Source organism: Desulfobaccales bacterium (assembly GCA_041648175.1).
GTDB lineage: Bacteria > Desulfobacterota > Desulfobaccia > Desulfobaccales > 0-14-0-80-60-11 > 0-14-0-80-60-11.
Map to the genome: position 1 here is coordinate 39427 of JBAZPO010000010.1, position 20172 is coordinate 59598.

Sequence of the window (20172 nt, forward strand, 5' to 3'; positions counted from 1 at the left end):
GCCTTATGCGACAATATCTGCTGGACGAAATACCCCGGGACGATGTCGCCCGGGTCCGGGATTATCTCAACCAACACGCCATCGCCGCGGGTATAGCGGATATCTGGTGGATAGACCTGCAAGAGGATCTGTTGAGCCCGGATCAGTTTGACCACCGGGATTGCCGGCCGCACCGCTTCGCGGTGGAGGTAGGGGACGACTTCGTACGCTTCGAGTTCCTCATCCGCAGCCTGCAAACCATGCGCTGCAGTTGCATCGCCTACGCCACCCGGCAGCAGCGGGACTTTATCATGGGTTACGCCGACCGGTTGGCGGAGGAACTGGGCTTAAGGACGTGATTATTCCCTCATAACGACTATAAGTCATTTCAAAACCGATCTCGGGTTCATTTGAGACCGGAAAATAATATCCCCCTTTGGAAAGGAAGACAGGGGGGATATAACCCCTTGAAATCCCCGTAAATCCAATGCTGTTCACTTAAACATTTGTAGGGGCTGGGTCTCCCCGCCCTGGGTTGGAAAGTACGGCGGCCCTACATCCGAATAGATACTAGGCGGGTTTCAGTATCCCAGAAACCGGCGGCTTGCTCTTTTCTGCCCTCGATTTTAATTTTGCAAAAATTTTATTTCTCCGACCTGCAAGGCTTAACATTTTTCCTGAGGGTAGCTCTAATCCATCAAGCAAGGAGCAATCCCTTAAGGAGGGGAGAGTCATGAACGGCTTGCAACGATTCTTGGGTGTGCGTCTGGGAAAATGGCTGGCATTATTGGTCGTGATGGCCTTGAGTCTGTCAATGGGATGCGCCACCCAACAAAGTCCCAGTCCTTATATGTATGGCGGTGCGGGTCTGGGCGCGGCTTTGGGGGCCGGTTTAGGGGCAGCCATCAATAACCGCAACCCGTTAAAAGGTGCGGCCATTGGCGGTCTGCTGGGCGCGGCGGGAGGTGGCGTAGCCGGTGAGGCTTACGGCCAATCGCGCAATAATCAGCAGCAGGGCTACTATCCGCCGCCGCAGCAACAACAGGGTTATTATCAGCAGCAGCCTCAGGGTTATGGGCAACAGCAGCCCTATTATGGGCCTCCGCCTAGTTGATCGGCGTCTAGCCTCGGTTCGGTTATAAAGAAGCCCCGGTGAACATTTCACCGGGGCTTTTTTCTGAGCCCATTTCCCGGCCCCTCTCTGATTAAATCTGAAATTATAGCGTTTGCCAAAAGTTTTTTCCGTAATAGGAGATACTTTTTCTTAACAAGGTGTACAGTTTCTTAATACCCCTGCATATAACCTGTACACTTTCATAACCTACCGGAATAAAAGGCATAAGTGCGGATCAGAGAGACCCAGACAAAGAAGCTTAACAGTAAAAACGTGCCCCTTGCAGGTCAAGGTAAGTTCTGATAATTCTATTTTCTTGTAGTGTCCTCAGTTTGCGACGTCCAAGTTCCGTACGGCTTGACAATAATTGCTCCATTTGAGTATGGCATGGATATTGTAATTAGAGTATTGCGACAACCAATTCAATTTTGCTACTCCACAAATTAGAGAGCGCCGGCTCTATTGCGGTGTTCGAAATGAAGGAGGCTGGTTATGAAAACGAAAGTGGAGCAGAAAAGCCTGGAAGTGCGGGTTCTTTCCATGAGCGAGAACCAGTGTATCTGGATGAAGACCGGAGTGGTGAATTTCAAAACTTGTGAAAATGCCTTCGATTGCACTTCCTGTGCCTTTGACAAGGGAATCAGTGGAAAATCGGTTCAAAAACCAACGGCCCTGGTCAGTTGGAAAGAGGTCATGGGGAACCCAAATTTACATAAGCAGTGCAGACACATGCTGACGGGCCGTGTCCTTTTTAAATTATGCTCCCATAACTTCGAATGTAAAGACTGTGCATATGACCAACAGTTGTATGAATACGACCAACTTCTGCGTGAAGAAGACCTGTCGGCTCATCCTGCTGCTCAGGTTAACAAGGTTGCCGGCTTTATGGTTGCCGATGGCTATTACTACCACTGCGGTGTTCGAAATTAAGGAGGCTGGTTATGAAAACGAAAGTCGAGCAGAAAGGCCTGGGAGTGCGGGTTTTATCCATGAACGAGAACCAGTGTATCTGGATGAAGGCCGGAGTGGTGAATTTCAAAACTTGTGAAAATGCCTTCGATTGCACTTCCTGTGCCTTTGACAAGGCAATCAGTAAGAAATCGGTTCAAAAACCAACGGCCCTGGTCAGTTGGAAAGAGGTCATGGGGAACCCAAAATTACACAAGGAATGCCGGCACATGCTGACGGGCCGTGTCATTTTCAAATTATGCTCCCATAACTTCGAATGTAAAGACTGTGCATACGACCAACTTCTGTACGACTACGACCAACTTCTGTGTGAAGAGGACCTGTCAGCTCATTCCGCGGCTCAGGTTAACAAGGTTGCCGGCTTTATGGTTGCCGATGGCTATTACTACCACAAAGGGCACAGTTGGGCGCGGATAGAGCATGGAGGATTCGTACGCCTGGGTATCGATGATTTTGCCTGGAGGCTGCTCGGGGCAACCGACATCTCCCTTCCGAAAATCGGCACCAAGCTAAAGCCGAATCAGACAGGTTGGTCTATTAAGAGAGAGGAGATGACCGCTGAAATTCTCACGCCTATGAGTGGCATCGTTATGGCAACCAATCAAAGCGCTGTGGTGCAGCCTAATCTTTCTAAAAAAGACCCTTACGGAAAGGGCTGGTTGGTCGTCATTGACCCGGTCAGCGGCCTGAGAAACAAAACCAGGAGTCTTCTGTTCGAACAGAAAGCGGTTTCATGGCTCAAAGACGAGGTGAGGAAGCTGGAAGAAATGGTGGTGGATGTCTATGGAGTCCCGCTTGCCGCAACAGGCGGTGAAATAGTCGATGATATATTCGGGAACCTGCATGATCTCAAGTGGGAAGACCTCGTTCATAAGTTTCTTCTTACCTGAGTGCTAAACAAAAATGATTTGCGGCGGCGGTACGGGCAGCTATATATGAAGGTTTCTCATGCCTTGGCGAAGCATGAAACTGCACCGCTCACAAAAAAAAATGTTTAATTCGTCGAGGTGGCTGAGTCCCTGGCTGAATCGCATGAGGCATTTGGGGGTCTCACAATGGTAAAGGGAAAAAGTGTGAGCAATCTCATGGAGGGCGACCTTGGCCAGACGTTCATAATAGGTGCCCTCCGAAGCCATGATCCCGTCTTTCGTGTACTTTAGGCGGAAATCGGAGATAATTGCCAGGTTTAGCCCCAACTCCGCTTGACCGAATACAAAGGTTAGTATGGGAGTGCAAAGATCCACGTCCGTGATGGCAAGAATGCGCGAATGATGTGGAAAGGAAAACCGGGCCAGGTACTTCAGAACGAGTCCGGCATCATACTGACATCGATGGCGCTGAAACGCTTCTTCCGGGATTGCCATCGCAGGCAGCATCTCGACCGGAGTTTCAAGTATCGCTTGAATGTTCCCTGCTATAACTCGGAGCGCCGTCTGCGGTATCTGGCCCATCTTTGTCAGAGCGATCGAGAGGGCAGGCGGTTTTTTTCGTTGCTGTGACGGCATATCAAGTAGCCTGGGAAAAGGCGGTCTGCCTTGATCGGCAATGCTCACCTGCAGGGCAGGCAATGTCTTCAGGACGGGTTATTTCCAGGGGCGGAAGGCAGATAAAGGGGAAGTTCCACCGCGAACGTTGTCCCTCTCTGGCTCGTTTCCTTTACCCAGATACGTCCCTTGTTCTCTTTGACTATTCCATAAGCGGTGCTCAAGCCCAGCCCTGTACCTTTTCCCGGTGCTTTGGTGGTAAAAAACGGATCGAATATCAGGGCGAGGTCCGTTTCCGGAATACCCCGGCCCGTGTCGGAAACTTCGATACAGGCTGTTTGCGCGGGCTTGTTAAGATAAGTCCGAAGCGTCATGGTTCCTTCATGGTCCATAGCGTCCACGGCATTCAAAACGAGATTAACAATCACCTGGCCCAGTTGATCTCTATCGCCTTTGATTAGCATTATATCCTCTGAAAGCTCTTTCCTGATCTGGATACCCATGAAAAACTTTGTGTCACGAATGAGATCCAAGCTGTGCTCAAGAAGCGTATTGACGTGGAGGATTTCCTTGCTGGGGGTTTCCTGTCTACTATAGGCAAGGAGGTTCTTTATAATTTTGCCGCACCTTCTGGCGTCTTCATAGATGCACGTTAGACTGTGCCGCCGGGGATCATCCTCTTCGAGTGGATTCAGTAAAAGATCGGCGTAGAAAATAATTCCGGTCAGGGGATTGTTTATTTCATGAGCGACCCCGGCTGCGAGCTGACCCAGGGAAGCCATTTTTTCCGCTCGCGAAATTCGACTGAGCATCTCCCGCATTGATTGCTCGTGTTTGAGCCTCTCTCTTAAGTCATTAAACAACCCGACGGTGGCAGCTTCCTGACCGCCCTCGTAAATGATCGCGGCAGTGAGCTCCACCGGGATCTCCTCGCCTTGAGCATGAATAAGGGTAAATCTGCTCAGGTGCAGCTTGCCTTTGCCTCCCAGGCTTTCGTCCCTCAAAATTTTCATAATCTCCCTTGCCTGGCCCGGGGGGTAAAGGTCCTCGACGTTTATTCTTTCATGCGCCTCTCTCAGCGAATATCCCGTGAGTTCCTCGGCAGCGGGGTTCATAGTCACAATTTTGCCTCGGCTATCTGCGGCGATTATAGCAGTGGTTGAACTCTGTATGAGTTTTTGGGTAAGGTCTTTGGCGCCCGAGAGTTCTCGCTCGAGCATCTTTAATTGTGTGACATCATGAATACTTTCAACTATATACAGAACCTCGCCAGCCTCGTTGAGGATCGGGGAGAAAACACGATTATCCCATTTTTCTATTCCAGCGCTGGTTGTCACAAGTTCCAGGACGGAATGTCCATGACGGTCCGCCAGAACCTTTGCGATAGGGCAAGTTTTTATCGGACAAGGCTCCACTGACTGGTAGAAGAAATCGTGACAAGTCTTCCCGACTATTTCCTTTTTATTGGCCCTGAACTTCTCCAGGAAGTTAGCGTTCACGTCCACTACGATCCTATTGGGTTTCAGGATCAGGGTAGGAAGAGAAAGGCAGTCGAAAAGTCTGGTTTTCCAGTCGTTCGGGGTTTTCATTTTCGGTCTCTACCGCATCGATTTTCGTTGAAAGTTAACCTTGTGAGCCACCAGTCCTGTTGATAGTAGCTTTAAGGTTGTAATGCCTAATTTTGCTGTGGAGCGTAACCCTGCTAATTTCCAGAGCCTCCGCTGCTTTGGAGATGTTCCACCCATGGAGCATGAGAATCCTTTCTATATGCTGTTTCTCGGCCTCTCTTAACGCTTGAGGGATATCTTGGGCTGAGGATCTAAGGAGAAATGCAAAATCATCTCGGGTAAGGTGGTGTCCTTTGGCCAGCACGACGGCACGTTCAACTGCATTTTCCAACTCACGGACATTTCCGGGCCACGGATAATTCTTAAGAGCATTGATGGCTTGCTGATGAATCCCCGCAACCGGTTTATTTGTTTCTTGTCGGATGCGTTCCAGAAAGTGCTGTGCCAACACGGGAATATCATCGGTTCGAGCCCGAAGAGGTGGAATTTCAAGCTCGATGACATTCAACCTGTAATAGAAATCCTGCCGGAAGGCGCCGCGCTCGATCTCCTTTGCAAGATCCTTATGTGTAGCGCAGATGAGGCGAAAATCAACCGGAATATCCGCTATCCCGCCGACCCGATGAAAGGTTCTTTCCTGCAGAACCCGAAGAAGATCGATTTGCATCTTTAAAGGGATTTCACCGACCTCGTCCAGAAAGAGGGTCCCTCCCTGCGCCATCTCCAATCGCCCTTTTTTGGCCTTTCTTGCCCCGGTAAACGCCCCACTCTCGTGTCCGAACAACTCGCTTTCCAGGAGCGTCTCGGTAAAGGCCCCACAGTTTATTGGGATAAATGGCCCGACGCAACGTTCGCTCGTAGCATGGATCGCCCTCGCCACCAGTTCCTTTCCGGTCCCCGTTTCACCTCGCAGCAGAACGGGTGAATCGAATTTTGCGACCTGTTCGATCAATGCAAACAGTTGCTGCATGCAATTTGATACTCCAACCAAATCCTCGCAGCGCACCTGGCATGCCACCTGCTCTCGCAGGATCTCATTTTCATCAAGAATTCTTTTTTGTTGAAGGAGCCTTTCCAAAAGGCAGACCAAGTCCCCAGGTTCGAAAGGCTTTGTGAGATAATCGCAAGCTCCGCGTTTCATTGCGTCAACCGCAGTTTCAATCGATCCATACGCGGTAATCATGACCACCAATGAGTGTGGACAGTTCGCCTTTACGTTATCGAGCACTTCGAAACCGTTCACATCGGGCATTTTGATGTCGAGGAAGATGAAATCGTAGTCCTTCCTGTCCACCATATCGAGAGCAGCCTGGCCTCCATCGGCGCCTTCCACGTCATAGCCCGACTTCTTGAACCAGGCCACAAGGGATTCCCGCACAATCATTTCATCATCGACAACCAGTACCTTCCATTTTCCGCTCATAAATCCTCTTTCTTCATAAACGTTGCGGACCCAGGGGAGAATGGAACGACGAGCTTCGAATCCGCTTTAATATCAAATGCGCGCCGTTGGAATTGGAACCATTCCAATGGATGAATCCGCCTATAAATATATCATATGCCCGTTATTAGTACAAAATCAATGCCCGGTAATAACCACCATCATGAATGCTGCCGTGCCTGTGCGGCGCTATATTGCGATTGCCAAAAGTTCTTTCCTTTTATCCCCTCTCCCCTTGTGGGAGAGGGTTAGGGTGAGGGGGTGGAAAAGAAAAAACTTTTGAGCCTCTTGCAAATATCTCCCTGCCTGTCATTCTGAGGGAAAGAAGCAACCGAAGCATCTCATAAGTGACCAAACGGCTTTTTGCAAGAACCTCTCCTGACAATAAGTATATTTAAGTATTTCAAAAAAAAGTGGCGTTAATTCAAAGGGGTAATCAATTCTACAATGCCATCTTTTATGGCATGGTTGCAACCCGGATCATGTCCGCACTTGCAAAAGAAAACCTGTCACCTTTCTCATCATTGTTGGATCCGTCGCAGTTCTGAGTTTATGCTGTCTCCATGACTTGCCGGGATAAAAACGGTTCACTGCTGGCCAACCTGAGGAAAATCGGCAGACTCCAGCCGTTCCGCCTGTGCCGTGTCCCGGCACGAGGATGCCAGTCCAGCCTTAATTTATTGATATTAAAGACTAAATATTACGAAAGCCCGATTATTACCCTGGGACAAGCGCGGGACAAGCGCGTGACAACCTTGGCACTGCCTCGACCGGAACGCGCTTGCACGCGGGTTTAGGCCGGGTATATGGCGAGGGTACCTCGGCAATGTCCCGGCACATGTGCCGGGTTTGCCCGTCCATTCGGCCCGCGCCCGGCCATTTTCAGCGATTTTTGAGGTTGTTTGGAGGGACTAAAAGCCATTTTTAAACCGTTTTTCTCTGTCATCATGAACGAAGCGCAGGCTCTTATAGTGATTGCCAAAAGAGTTTCTTGCAAAATTACCGGACATTATGTGGTCGCAAGCTTTAGCCTGGTATCGAGAAATTCGCCGGTAGCACAGGCTTTCCAGCCTGTGCTTATGTCATATATACGGTTTCGACCGTAAAGAGACTTTTGCAAGAGGCTCAAAAGTTCTTTCCTTTTATCCCCTCTCCCCTTGTGGGAGAGGGTTAGGGTGAGGGGGAGGAAAAGAAAAAACTTTTTGCAATGAGTATAAGCGTACAATCGGGGAAGGGCCAACTCCTCTCTTTCTTGCCAGATTGTTTACTCACCGCCTGGGCGGCAAAACAATCTGGTATGGTCTGTATAATAAAATCTGGTCTTGGCAGGGGCCGGTAATGCAAGGTTGGAAAAGAAAGCTTGTCAGTGCAAAAGGTTCCCATCGTCCAAAAGGCGAGTTTTGACCGGGTTCAACATGACAGGTACGAGGACTTAAGGCATCATGGTGTACTTCTGTTCGCCCTTGGGGACGTACCACTTGATGAAGTTGTAGTCGATGCCCGCGGCGGCAGGTTTGATGCCGTGGAAGCGCCGGGAGATGGCGGGCAGGGCGTCGGGGACAAAGAGAAAGGTGTAAGGCTGGTCTTCGGCCAGAATTTCCTGGAATTTGAAGTAGGCCTGGCGCCGCTTTTCCCGGTCAAAGGTGTGGCGGCCTTCGGACAACAAGGCGTCGACCTGAGGGTTGTTATAGCCGATGAAGTTGAGCTCGCCGGGTTTGGTCTTGGTGGAACTCCAGATGTCGAACTGGTCCGGGTCCAGGCCGGTGTTCCAGCCCAGCAACACCGCGTCAAAGCGGCCCTTTTCGATAAACTGCTTGAGGAAGGCAGCCCACTCCACCATGCGTATATGCACGATAATACCGATTTGATGGAGGCGGCGCTGAATAATCTCGGCGGTGCGCACCCGGGTGTCGTTGCCCTGGTTGGTGAGGATGGTGAACTCGAAGGGGCGGCCGTCCTTGCTGAGAATGCCCGCGGGGTTAGGGCGCCAGCCGGCTTGGGCTAGCAGGGCCTTGGCTTTGGCCGGGTCGTAGGGGAATTTAGGCACATCGGGGTTGTAGAACCAGGTCCCGGGTTTATAAGGACCATAGGCTTGTTCCCCCAGGCCCATGAGCACGCCGTCGATGAGCTCCTGTTTGTTGATGGCGTGAGTCAGGGCCTGGCGCACCCGCCGGTCGGCGAACCGGGGATCGCGCAGGTTGTAGCCCAGGTAGATGTAAGAGAAGGGCATGTAGCGGTATTTCTTATACATGCGGTCGAACTTGGGATAAGCCGTCTGGCGGGTGTATTGCAAGGGGGTGAGGCCCATGCGGTCGAGGTTGCCGGACTTTAATTCCAGAAACATGGTGGCCAAGTCGGGGATCACCCGGTAAAGGTAACCGTTCAGATAGGGCCGTCCTTCGAAATAATTGGGGTTGTAGTCCAGGCCGATCATTTGGCCGGTTTTCCACTCCTTAAAGATATAAGGGCCGGTGCCGACGGGGCGCCGCCCCAGGGGGGATTTGGTAATGTCCTGGCCTTGAAGCAGGTGCCGGGGCAATATGTTTAGGCCCCAGGAGCCCAGGGCGGGGGCGAAGGGCTGGGGGTAGGTGACCCGGAACGTGTAGTCGTCGGGCGCCTCAGCCTTTTTCACCTGGAGATAGTCGCCGGAATAGGCGGTGGGAGTCTTGGGGTCCACCATCACCTGGTAGGTGAACAGGACGTCCTTGGCGGTGAAGGGAGCCCCGTCCTGCCACTTGACCCCGTGGCGGAGGTGAAAGGTAATGGTGAGGCCGTCTTTGGAGACCTCCCAGCTTTCGGCCAGATCCCCCACCAGGTTGAGGTCGCCGTCATATTTGACCAGGCCGTTGTAGATGAGGCCGATGATGCCAGCCGAGGAGGCATCGGAGGCCAGGGGCGGCAGCAGGGTGCTGGCATCGCCGATGGAGCCGTCGATAAAGAGGTCCCCATAAGCCGGGCCGGTGTCCGGGCCGCCGTAGCGCTGCTCTTCTTTTTCGGATTTGCAGCCGGAGAGGGCCACAGCCGCGCAGGCCAACAGAAGCAGGAGAAACAACCAATTTCGTCCCGAAGATTGCTGCCTGGTCAAAAAACCCCCCATTCTTAACCTCAAGCGGCGAAGGCTGGCACGCCTGGACCGTTTAAATTTCGTTTAATCCCGTAGGGGCGGGTTTAAAACCCGCCCCTACAAACCGATGGCCGATTTTCTCTTGCCCCGGCCCAAGCTTTTAGATACATTTAACGAGTCGGGACGTGGCTCAGCCTGGTAGAGCACAGCGTTCGGGACGCTGGGGTCGGAGGTTCAAATCCTCTCGTCCCGACCATACTCCCGGGGCGGTAATTTTATAATTGCCTCCCATTATGCTGTATCCGGCTTCCTGCCAGGTGCACCCCTCAACTAATATCCCGCTTCATCTGCTCAAACTCGTCTTTCGTGATTTCCCCTTTGGCGTAACGTTTTTTGAGGATGTCCAGGGCGCTGTCGTCCTCAAAGCCGCGGCCGGGCACCCAAGTCCGCCTGGCTTTGTTGCGGCCGAAGATGAAGTAGAGGCACAGGGCGATGATGACGATCCAAAAGACGGGCATGAACATGGGGAAGACCCACCAAGTGTGCCAGGACCAGTATTGTTCGGGGTACATGGCTGACCTCCATAAGCACAGGCGAGACGCCTGTGCCACCTGATTCTTCTCCTCAGCGCCGCCGCCAGCGAGGGCCGTTGGAGGTGTCGATGATCTCGATGCCCTGGGCGGCTAGGTCGTGACGGATTTGATCCGCGGCCTGCCAATCCTGGCGCTGCCGGGCTTCTTCCCGGGCCTTCAGGCTGGCTTCGATGGCCGCGTCTTGGGCGGCGGGCCCGGGGGCCAGGTTCATGACGCCCAAGACTTCGTCCAGTTCCTGGAAGCGGGTCAGGATGGCGCTCGCGGCGGCGTGCCCCAGCCGGTCGTGGTCGATATCGGTGTGAAATTCCCCCACCGCGGCGAAGATGGCCGACAGGACCCGGGAGATGTTGAGATCGTCGTCCAGGGCAGCGGTGCACTCTTTTTTCAACAGGAAGAGGCGCTCCTCGATTGCCGGGGTCATGGGGGCCTCGCCGTCTATGAGGGCGAGGCGCTCCAAGAAATGGTCCAGGCGGGCTCTAGCAACGGAGGCGGCCTTGAGGTTGGTGTCGCTTATGGCCAGGGGCTTGCGGTAGTGGGTGGCCAGCAGGAAGTGGCGCACCTCTTCGCCCCGGTAGCCTTTGGCCATCAGGTCCCGCACGGTGACGGCGCCGGCTTCTTTCAAGGGCCGGCCGTCTTTGAGGACCCGCTCGCAGTGAAGCCAGGCCCGGGCCATGGGTTTGCCCGTGGCCGCGGTGAACAGGGCGTTTTCGTTTTCATCGTGGGGAAAGAGCGATTCCACGCTGCCCACATGGAAGTCGACGGTTTCGCCGGGGTGTTTCAGGGCCATAGCCGCGGACTCCAGATGCCAGCTAGGGCGCACCTGGCCCCAGGGGGTGGTGTAATAGAGCCCCTTTTTTAGTTCCGCCAGCTTGGCCCTTTTGAGCAGCGTGAAATCCCGGGGATTATCCTTGGCGTATTCGTCCAGATCAACGGTCTTGCCCACGCGGATTTTGCTCAAATCTATACCGGAGAGGCGGCCGTAGCCTTTGAAGCGGGAGATGTCGAAATAGACGGAACGGAGTTTTTCATAGGCATAGCCCTTCTCCAGGAGTTTTTTGGTGAGGTTGACCATGTCGTCGATGTGGTCGGAGGCCAGGGGATAGAGCACGTCTTCTTTAATGCGCAGGGCTTGCAGGTCCTTGAAGAATTCCTGGCGGTAGTGCCCGGTGAATTCCTGCAGATCCCGGCCCGCGGCCGCGGCCCCGGCCAGGGCGCGGTCGTCCAGGTCGATTAAGCTTACTACCTGGCGGACCTTGAAGCCCCGGAAGGCGAGATAACGGTGCAGGAGGTCGGTTACCACCAACCGGCGGGCCACGCCCAGGGAGAGGTGATCGTAGAGGGCCGGGCCGTCGGCGAACAGGGTGGCTTCCCCCGGACGCCGGGGTTCGAAGGACTCTTTGGACCGGGCCAGGGTGTTATAAAAGCAGAGGGTCGGGGCCTCTTTTTCGGTGAACAGGGATGTGGAGAGGTAGCGTTCACCGCCATCGGGGGCGATGGCCACGATGAGGCCACGCGGCAGCTCCCGGGCCTTGCGGATGGCCACGGCGACCGCGGCTCCGGAACTCATGCCCAGGAAAAGGCCTTCCTGGCGGGCCAGGCGCCGGGCGGTCTCAAAGCCCTCTTCGTCTTCGATATTGACGATCTCGTCGGCCTTGGTCTTATCGAAGATGCCCGGTTTATAGGACTCCTGCATGTTTTTCAGGCCTTGGAGGGCATGGCCCAAAAACGGCTCCACGCCCACGATGCGGATGTCGGGATTGAACTTTTTCATCCCTGCGTAGAGGCCCATGAGGGTGCCGGTGGTGCCCATGGTGGCTACTACCATGGTGACCTTGCCTTCGGTCTGCTCCCAAATCTCCCGGCAGGTGGACTCGTGGGAGGCGGGATTGTGAGGGCTGTTGAACTGATCCGCCAGAAAGTATTTGTCCGGATTTTCCCGGGCCATGCGGTAGACTTCTTCGATGGACCCGTCGGTGCCCAGGTGAGCCGGGGTGAGCAGCAACTCGGCCCCCAGCCCCTTGAGGATGCGCTTGCGCTCCAGGCTGGCGGACTCGGGCATGGCCAAAAGGATGCGATAGCCCTTGACGGCGGAGACCATGGCCAGGCCGATACCGGTATTGCCGCTGGTGGCTTCAATGATGGTCTTGTCGGGGGTCAGCTCGCCTGTAGCCTCTGCAGCCTCGATCATGGCAAGGGCCGGGCGATCTTTGATTGACCCCCCGGGATTGAAATACTCCAGTTTGACGTAGATCTCTACCTGGGTATGGGGGTTGAGACGGTTCAGGCGGACGATGGGGGTCTGCCCGATCAGTGCCAAAATATTATCAGCCTTGCGCAGCATAACGGGATCCAAACTCCTGGCGTTAATGGTGAGGCGCGGTTAAAAACCTTCCTCCTGACCCGAGGCGGCACACTGCCCTCCGGTTTCCATTTCCTCGGCCAGATAATTATTGACCAGGTTGATCAGGGTGAGGATAAAAAACCGGCGAGCCTCAGGTTCATCGTGCATCACTTCCAGGAGGCGATAAATGAGGCCAAGTATTACCATCCCCGCCTGAGAAGGCGCAACATTTTCCTGGTTGAAGCGGTCCAGGATATCATTAACCAGGGGGCGGACGCTCTCCTGCAATTCTGCATCGGTGGCAAACGCGGCCGTATCGATTTCGGTCATGCGGTTATCCTTATGGGGTTGTCAACCTCTTTAATTATAAAGCAAAACCTACCATATTCCCCGGCGCTTTGCAAACCGCGGGCGTGGGGCCAGAGGAAAGATCCCGGCGGCGAGCCGGGTGGCTCCAAGCCTGTCAAAAGTTAGCGCCTCAGGGGCCTGGAAAAGGTTACGTAAGTGAATCAAGACCTTCTAAATTTCTTGATTGTTTCATCTCCAGGCAATATGTTCATCAATCTTTACCGCTTTATAGATCGGTTCAAACCTGGACAAAATAACCTCTTAAAATATTTAATAAAAATACACTAGTTCCGAATGGTACGATCTTTGCTTAATAAGAGGGCATTGATTCACAAAAATTAGCAGGGTTGTCAACGTTACAGGAGTGGAACCTATAAAAGAGATAGCATTTTACCGGTTCGGTTGGCAAAAGCACCCCCGCATCTGATTCTGGGAGGTTCGACAATGAAGGAGCAATCGGCTAACACCCCAGGCAAGGTAAAGATGGATCAGGCCCGGAGATTGATGGAGCAGGGGCAACACCGGAAGTCTTTGCTCCTGGCTTTGGAAGTGCTGTTAGAAGAGCTGAATAGCCTCAAGGAGTCTCTCATTGCCCTCCAGATGGTGACCCGGTTGGAAGTGGAGCCCACGACCGCCCCGGTCCGGGAAGAGCCGCCCCAGCCCGACCATTTCTGGCTGCCGCCAGTCAAACCCCGGGTCTTGCATTGAAAGAAAATATAATATTTCTCATAAGTAACCCTTTACAATCTCTGGCCCGGAGTTATTTTAAAACATAAATCTGTGGTTCGCCAAGGAGGCTAGTATGGGTCAGTTGATTGCTTGTGCTGCGCCAGAAGGGGTCATGGTGGCCTCGGACAGCCGCGCGGTGTTTTTCGAACCTTTCGGAGAAGAGCGCTTTATCACGGTCGACCGCATCATTCCCGTGACCTCACATGTCGTCCTGGCTTCGGCCGGAAACTGGGAAGCCGCGGACATTTGTAGAGAATTCGCCGGGTTTGCCAAAACCGAGGGCTTAACCGACATGGATGAGCTCATCAATGCGGCTATTCCCTTCTTTACCAGCCGCTACGATGAAATCCTGCGCAAGATGTGCGAAAAGATCCCGCCGGACCCCATCGTCAACATGTATCTGCTGCTGGCGGGCTATTCGAAAAAGACCCTGGATCACCCGGGCCACCTGTTCGTCATCTGGGACCGTCCCCAGCCGCCCAAAATCGAGTATAACCGGGTGACCGATGTCTTCACCCTGCCGCGTCGTATGGGCCTGGAATTTAAGCTGAACGACTTGGTGAAGAATAAAGCGCCCCTGGCCCAGCTCGTGGACGCGGCCAAGGCGGGCATGGAAAAGCTGGCGCCGCAAGACCACATGATCGGCCCGCCCTACCACTACGTCACCATCACCGCCAAAGGGATTGCCGGGCTCTGACGCCGGGGTGCAGCAAATCCCTAAAGTTTGCCTCCTGCGGTCAAGTTTGATAGTATGCCTAGGCTTGCCATTTCTTAAAGGATGGCAGGCCTAATTTATTTTCCGGACCCCTGGCCATGTCTCCTGATCTAGAGCGACTCCGCATTCAACGCCCGGGGGAAGAGCGCCCCGCGGCGGCCTTCTCCAGGACCCGTATTGCCCTGATTATCCTGGGCGTGGCCCTGGTGATCGTGGTCGGGCTCTACCTCTGGGGGCCCCTGCAGCCTGCATTGGAAGTGAGCACTACGGTGGTCTCCCGCCTCTACCCGGCCCAGGCTTACACGGTCTTAAACGCCAGCGGTTACGTGGTGGCCCAACGCAAGGCCGCGGTCTCCTCCAAGAGCACGGGCCGCCTGACCTTTCTGGGGGTGGAAGAAGGCAGCCGGGTAAAAAAAGGGCAAATCCTGGCCTCACTCGAGAATGAGGACCTGATAGCCGCCCGCAATCAGGCTGTCGCCCAGGTGAACCAGGCCAAAGCCGACCTGGGCACTGCCACTGCGGAGATGGCGGACGCCGAACTCCAGTACCGGCGCTACAAGACCCTGGTGGCCCAGGACCTGGTTCCCAAGCAGGACTTTGATACCGCGGATGCCAGGTATAAGAAGGCCCAAGCCGGGGTGGCCGCGGCCCAGGCCCGCATCAAGGTTGCCCAGGCCGGCCTGGCCAACACCCAGGCGTCTCTGGAATACAGCTATATCCGCGGCCCCTTCGATGGCGTGGTGACCACCAAATACGCCGAGGTCGGAGAGGTGGTGGCGCCCTTCGGCGCCGCGGCCAATGCCCGGGCCGCGGTGGTGACCATGGCCGACCTGCACTCGCTGATGGTGGAGGTGGATGTGGCGGAGTCTAATTTGGACAAGGTTCGCCTGGGGCAACCCTGCGAAATTTCCCTGGACGCCATCCCCGACCGGCGCTTTGCCGGAGCAGTGCATATGATTGTCCCCACTGCCGACCGGACCAAGGCCACCGTGCTCACCAAGGTGAAGTTCCTGGAAACCGACGACCGCATCTTGCCGGAAATGAGCGCCAAGGTGGCCTTTCTTTCTCAACCCCTGGAGCCGGGAGAGCGTCAACCCCGCCTGACCATCCCCAAGGCCGCCCTGGTCACCCGGGAAGGCGCCTCCTATAGTTACCTCGTGACCGGCAACCGGGTGAAGCTGGTCCCCATCACCGTCGGTCTCACCCTGAACGACCTGGTTGAGATCGCACAGGGCCTCAAGGAAGGCGACCGGGTGGTTTTGAACCCGCCCGCGTCCTTGCGTGACGGCTCCCGGGTAAAAGTCAAGCAACCGTGATGGCGAACCAGGCGATAGCAACGGCCCCGGTAGTGGAGATCGCCCACCTCAATAAATCTTATCGGCGGGGCAGCCAGGTGCTGCCGGTCCTTGAAGATATCAGCCTCACCATCTTTGCCGGGGAATTCCTGGCGCTCATGGGGCCTTCGGGCTCCGGCAAAACCACCCTTTTAAACCTCATTGCCGGGCTGGACCGGCCGGACTCCGGCCAACTGCTGGTGCACGGCATCGATCTTCCGGCCCTCTCCGAAACCCAACTGGCGGATTGGCGGGCCGCCAACGTGGGGTTCGTTTTTCAGTTTTACCAGCTTATCCCCGTGCTTACGGCCTTTGAGAACGTGGAACTGCCTCTGCTCCTCACGAAGCTGTCCCGCCGGGAGCGCAAGGAGCACGTGGAACTGGTCCTGGAATTGGTGGGTCTCACCGACCGCCAGAGCCACTACCCGTCTCAGCTCTCCGGCGGCCAGCAGCAACGGGTGGCCATCGGCCGGGCCCTTGTCACCGACCCCACCCTCATCGCCGCGGATGAGCCCACCGGCGATCTGGACAAGAAATCCGCCGGGGAAATCATGGACCTGTTGACCAGGCTCAACCAGGACTTTCAGAAAACCATTATTATCGTCACCCACGACCCCGAGGCCGCCAGCCACGCCGGCCGCATCCGCCGCCTCATTAAGGGGCAGTTGCTGAACGAGAACGGAGCCCAGGAGGATTAGTAGAGGAGTCATTTCAAAACCGATCTTGGGTTTATCTGGGACTAACCAAAGATTTGAGATTGGGAAGTAATCAACCCCCTCTCTTTCAAAGGGGGACTTGAAAACCCACGCTCATAAACTTTTTTGATCGAGAACGAACTCAAGCCTTGAGGCAGGTTTTGAAATAGTTTTTAGGGTTATTCGAATAATCCTTAAGCTTGTATCCTGGGTGCCGCGCAGGGTCTCAAACTTTTAGCCTGGAGGGGTCCCGCTTGTGAATAACTGTAGTCCCATTCCCAGGAATGCTCAAGGCCGCTTCTATCATATCGACTGCCTCCCCGGGGAACTGGCCCCCTATATCCTGACCTGCGGCGACCCGGACCGGGCCCAGCGTATCGCCCGGCTCTTTGACCGGGTGGAGATGCGCCGCAAGAACCGTGAGTTCCTCACCTATACCGGCTCCTATAAGGACATTCCGGTCTCGGTCATGTCCACCGGCATCGGCGCGCCGGCCACCGCCATCGCCATCGTGGAGGCGGCCAACTGCGTCAACCCCGTCACCTTTATCCGGCTGGGCACCTGCGGGGCGCTCCAATGGGACATCGAGGTGGGGGACCTGGTCATTACCGAGTCGGCGTGGGGTGGGGACGGCACCATTGAAAGCTATATTCCGGGAGGTATCGTCCCCCATGCTGATCCCGGGATTGTCACGGCCTTAAAAGAAGCGGCTGAAGCTTTTAAAATGACGTATCACGTGGGCCTGACCCTCACCACCGAGGATTTTTACGCGGGCCAGGGCCGGGCGGCGCCGGGGTTTCCCGCCCCGGACCCCGAGTACATGCAAGTCCTGATGGAAAGCGGCGTGCTGAACATGGAGATGGAGATGGCGGTTTATCTGGCCCTGGCCGCGGTTTCCACTTATGAGATCAGGGCCGGGGGCGCCTGTTTGGTCCTGGACAACCGGGAAAGCGAAGTCGGGTTCACCTCCGTTAAGGATAAGCGGTGCGGCGAGGGACGCCTCATCAAGGTGGGCTTGCGGGCGTTGGAAATCCTAGCCAGGCAGGACATTCATAATAAAGCCCCAGTAACTGGCCACTGACAACTGATGTTAAAACTCACCTGGCGCAACACCACCCGGCACCCGCTGCGGGCCGCGCTCACTATCTTGGGGATGGCCGTGGCCGTACTAGCTTTCTGCCTACTGCGCACCGTGGTGGCGGCCTGGTATTCCGGGGTGAACGCCGCGTCGCCGGCCCGCCTGGTGACCCGGAACGCCATCTCCCTGATCTTCCCTTTGCCCATAGCCTATCTCCCCAAGATCCAGGCCATTCCCGGTATTGAAGGGGTGGCTTACGGCAACTGGTTCGGTGGCGTCTACATCGATGAGCGCCACTTTTTTCCTACGTTTGCCGTGGATGTGCGCCGCTACCTCCCCATCTATCCCGAGTTTGTCATGCGCGAAGACCAAAAGCTGGCGTTTATCCAGGATCGCCGGGGCGCGGCAGTGGGGCGCTCTCTGGCGACCCGATACGGCTTTAAGCTGGGAGACCCCATTGTCCTCAAAGGCACTATTTATCCGGGCGAGTGGCCGTTCATCATTCGGGCCATTTATGACGGCGCCGAACCCACCACCGATGAATCGCGACTCTTTTTCCATTGGGATTACTTGAACGAGACCTTGAAGAAACAAGGTTCCAGCCGGGCCGATAACGTGGGCTGGTATCTCATCAAGGTCGCCAGACCGGACTTGGCGCCCCAGGTGGCGGCCCAGGTGGACGCCCTGTTTAAAAACAGCCTGGCCGAGACTATAACGGAAACGGAGCAGGCCTTCGCCCTGGGGTTTGTGTCCATGACCGAAGCCATTCTGGTGGCCATCCAGGTAGTGTCCTGGGTGGTCATCGGCGTGATCCTGGTGGTCCTGGCCAACACCATGGCCATGAGCGCCCGGGAGCGCCAGAGAGAATATGCCGTCCTTAAAACCATGGGCTTCAAGGCCCGGCACCTGGCCGGCCTGATCTTCGGAGAATCCCTGATCCTGGCCCTGGCGGGAGGCCTGGTGGGGGAAGCCCTGACCTTCCCGGCGGTACATTTTTTCAAATCCCAACTGGGCCAGTATTTCCGGGTCTTTCCCCTCACCCGGGCTACCCTGGTCCTGGGTCTGGCGGTAGCTCTGATGGTGGGCCTCCTAGCCGCGCTGCTGCCGTCGGTGCGGGCCAGCCGGGTGAGCATCGCCGAGGCCTTGCGCAAGGTGGGTTGAGCAGATACTTTATTCCGAAAGAGTTATCAAATTTACTGACAAATTCATCATCCGAGTTAGCAGAATAAGCCCAAGTATGAGACTTTGGATCGGAGGCCGTATGGAAACCAGGCAGTCATAGCCGAAACCAAGGAGGAGAACATGGCCATTAGAGATGATGTGCTCAAGGAAGCGGAGCGGATGCGGCCCCTGTTTGAGTGGGCCGGGAACGAGTGGGGTTTTGCGCCAGCCTTGCTGGCCGCGCTAGCCGTACGAGAGTCTGCCTGCGGCCTGGCCCTGGACGCTGATGGGCTGGGCGACAACGGCCACGGCCACGGCATCATGCAGGTGGATGATCGTTCCTTCGGCGGGCTCTTCGATAGCCGCTACCCGCGCTTTTGGACCGACCCGATGTGGAGCATTGCTACCGGTGCGGCCATCCTGGACGCTAAATGGCGGTACCTCCAGAAGCATACCTCGCTGACTGACCGGGAGTTGACCTGGGCCGCAGTGGCTGCCTACAACTGTGGGGAGGGAAACGTCAGTAAGGTCGCGGCGCAGTTGGCCCAGCATCATGTCGAGGACGATGAGTTCTGGCAGATTGCGGATACCTATACGGCTAACCACGACTACGCCCGGCAGGTATGGCGGGATACCCACGAGTTTGTTAAGCAAGGTTGGAGTGAGGGCGCTGCCGAACCGGCGGCTGCAACCCCAGGGCAGCCTGCGCAGCCGAGCGCCCCTCCACAACCGGCGGTACAGCCTCCCCCAGCTCCGCAACCCTCAGTGCAGCCGGTTGAGGCTCAACCGCAGACCTATGCCGTCCAACCGGGCGATAGCTTGTCCCTGATCAGCAAAAAATTTTACGGTGACCCTGACCTCTACCAGAAGTTGGCTTATTACAACGGCATTTGCGATCCCGATGTCATCCAGGTAGGTCAGCTCCTGGAAATCCCTTCTAAAAGCGAACTCTTGGGCGAAAGCGTGGCAGCCCCACCCGCTGAAGTGACTCCTTCCGGCCCCGGGGTTGAAATAATCACGCCAGTAGGATTAACCCCGCCAAACGGCCTGAATGAGATTTTTGCCACCTTCGGGGACATACGCCACTATATTAACGGAGATGGCACTCTTAATCCTGCCTGGGAAACCGAAGCTTTAGGGCGGGCCGTACTGCCTTTCGCCATCCCCCTCTCCTGGGACCTGGGCACTAAGGTTTCGAGGATTCAGTGCCATAAAAAACTGGTGGATATCTTTCCCGAGGTCTTAGCCGCCATCGAAAAAGCGGGGTTGAAGAACCGGATCAAAAATTATGGGGGCTGTTATAATTACCGCAGCAAACGGTCGGGCGGCAAACTGTCCACCCACAGCTGGGGTATTGCCATCGATCTCAACCCCTTGACCAATCCCATGGGCGTTCCCGGCGATATGAGCCCCGACATTGTGGCCATTTTCCGTAAATTTGGTTTCAAGTGGGGCGGGGATTGGCCCGGCAGGAATCAGGACCCCATGCATTTTCAATTCTGCACCGGCTATTAATGGCGAACGCTGAGGGACTAGTCCCTTGATCTTACCACGGTGAA

General features: G+C 55.4%; 18 protein-coding genes and 1 tRNA gene. 12 read left to right on the forward strand and 7 right to left on the reverse strand.

Annotation, left to right across the window (positions count from 1 at the left end; translation table 11 throughout):
* The first annotated feature begins 5 nt into the window (after window positions 1–5).
* From WC600_10710 to WC600_10725, 4 genes are all read left to right on the forward strand, one after another.
* Entirely contained in the window at window positions 6–338 is a 333-nt protein-coding gene (locus tag WC600_10710; protein ID MFA4903201.1) for a hypothetical protein, read from the forward strand.
* A 374-nt stretch (window positions 339–712) separates the two neighbouring features.
* Window positions 713–1093 carry a hypothetical protein gene (locus WC600_10715; protein MFA4903202.1) on the forward strand — a complete coding sequence of 127 codons (381 nt, stop codon included), beginning with the start codon at window positions 713–715 and terminating at the stop codon, window positions 1091–1093.
* A gap of 492 nt (window positions 1094–1585) precedes the next feature.
* Window positions 1586–2023 (forward strand): hypothetical protein, encoded by a 438-nt coding sequence (locus WC600_10720; protein MFA4903203.1) that lies wholly within the window; start codon window positions 1586–1588, stop codon window positions 2021–2023.
* 11 nt (window positions 2024–2034) lie between these two features.
* Window positions 2035–2952 (forward strand): glycine cleavage system protein H, encoded by a 918-nt coding sequence (locus tag WC600_10725; GenBank protein MFA4903204.1) that lies wholly within the window; start codon window positions 2035–2037, stop codon window positions 2950–2952.
* 39 nt (window positions 2953–2991) lie between these two features.
* On the opposite strand, the gene WC600_10730 is transcribed toward WC600_10725, so the two are convergent.
* From WC600_10730 to WC600_10745, 4 genes are all read right to left on the reverse strand, one after another.
* Window positions 2992–3567, reverse strand: coding sequence for an archaemetzincin family Zn-dependent metalloprotease (locus WC600_10730; GenBank protein ID MFA4903205.1), 576 nt, complete (start codon window positions 3565–3567; stop codon window positions 2992–2994).
* Between the two features lie 68 nt (window positions 3568–3635).
* Window positions 3636–5135: an ATP-binding protein gene (locus tag WC600_10735; GenBank protein ID MFA4903206.1), complete on the reverse strand. Its 1500-nt coding sequence runs from the start codon at window positions 5133–5135 to the stop codon at window positions 3636–3638.
* A 34-nt stretch (window positions 5136–5169) separates the two neighbouring features.
* Window positions 5170–6537: a sigma-54 dependent transcriptional regulator gene (locus WC600_10740; protein MFA4903207.1), complete on the reverse strand. Its 1368-nt coding sequence runs from the start codon at window positions 6535–6537 to the stop codon at window positions 5170–5172.
* Between the two features lie 1450 nt (window positions 6538–7987).
* Window positions 7988–9640 (reverse strand): peptide-binding protein, encoded by a 1653-nt coding sequence (locus WC600_10745; GenBank protein MFA4903208.1) that lies wholly within the window; start codon window positions 9638–9640, stop codon window positions 7988–7990.
* A gap of 158 nt (window positions 9641–9798) precedes the next feature.
* Between WC600_10745 and WC600_10750 the strand changes: the two genes are divergently transcribed.
* Window positions 9799–9875, forward strand: a tRNA-Pro gene (locus WC600_10750).
* A gap of 70 nt (window positions 9876–9945) precedes the next feature.
* Here WC600_10750 and WC600_10755 read toward each other — a convergent pair.
* From WC600_10755 to WC600_10765, 3 genes are read right to left on the reverse strand one after another with little or no spacing between them, the layout of a single operon-like run.
* On the reverse strand, window positions 9946–10191 hold the full coding sequence (locus WC600_10755; protein ID MFA4903209.1) for an SHOCT domain-containing protein: 246 nt from the start codon (window positions 10189–10191) through the stop codon (window positions 9946–9948).
* 52 nt (window positions 10192–10243) lie between these two features.
* Window positions 10244–12553 (reverse strand): cysteine synthase, encoded by a 2310-nt coding sequence (locus WC600_10760; GenBank protein MFA4903210.1) that lies wholly within the window; start codon window positions 12551–12553, stop codon window positions 10244–10246.
* A 39-nt stretch (window positions 12554–12592) separates the two neighbouring features.
* A complete protein-coding gene (locus WC600_10765) occupies window positions 12593–12883 on the reverse strand; it encodes a hypothetical protein (GenBank protein ID MFA4903211.1) in 291 nt (96 codons plus the stop codon).
* Window positions 12884–13345: 462 nt separating this feature from the next.
* Here WC600_10765 and WC600_10770 point away from each other — a divergent pair, with 462 nt between their 5' ends.
* The 7 genes from WC600_10770 to WC600_10800 all read left to right on the forward strand — a co-directional run bounded on the left by WC600_10770 (window position 13346) and on the right by WC600_10800 (window position 20128).
* Entirely contained in the window at window positions 13346–13609 is a 264-nt protein-coding gene (locus WC600_10770) for a hypothetical protein (GenBank protein MFA4903212.1), read from the forward strand.
* A gap of 94 nt (window positions 13610–13703) precedes the next feature.
* Window positions 13704–14327: a hypothetical protein gene (locus WC600_10775; protein ID MFA4903213.1), complete on the forward strand. Its 624-nt coding sequence runs from the start codon at window positions 13704–13706 to the stop codon at window positions 14325–14327.
* Between the two features lie 116 nt (window positions 14328–14443).
* Window positions 14444–15661 carry an efflux RND transporter periplasmic adaptor subunit gene (locus tag WC600_10780; protein MFA4903214.1) on the forward strand — a complete coding sequence of 406 codons (1218 nt, stop codon included), beginning with the start codon at window positions 14444–14446 and terminating at the stop codon, window positions 15659–15661.
* Window positions 15661–16377 (forward strand): ABC transporter ATP-binding protein, encoded by a 717-nt coding sequence (locus WC600_10785; protein MFA4903215.1) that lies wholly within the window; start codon window positions 15661–15663, stop codon window positions 16375–16377. Before WC600_10780 ends, WC600_10785 begins: the two co-directional genes overlap by 1 nt.
* Window positions 16378–16630: 253 nt before the next feature.
* The gene (locus tag WC600_10790) at window positions 16631–17455 is read left to right on the forward strand and encodes a nucleoside phosphorylase (GenBank protein MFA4903216.1); all 825 of its coding nucleotides are present in this window, start codon (window positions 16631–16633) and stop codon (window positions 17453–17455) included.
* A 6-nt stretch (window positions 17456–17461) separates the two neighbouring features.
* Window positions 17462–18613, forward strand: coding sequence for an ABC transporter permease (locus WC600_10795; protein MFA4903217.1), 1152 nt, complete (start codon window positions 17462–17464; stop codon window positions 18611–18613).
* Window positions 18614–18754: 141 nt separating this feature from the next.
* Window positions 18755–20128, forward strand: coding sequence for a M15 family metallopeptidase (locus WC600_10800; GenBank protein ID MFA4903218.1), 1374 nt, complete (start codon window positions 18755–18757; stop codon window positions 20126–20128).
* The last annotated feature ends 44 nt before the right edge of the window (window positions 20129–20172 follow it).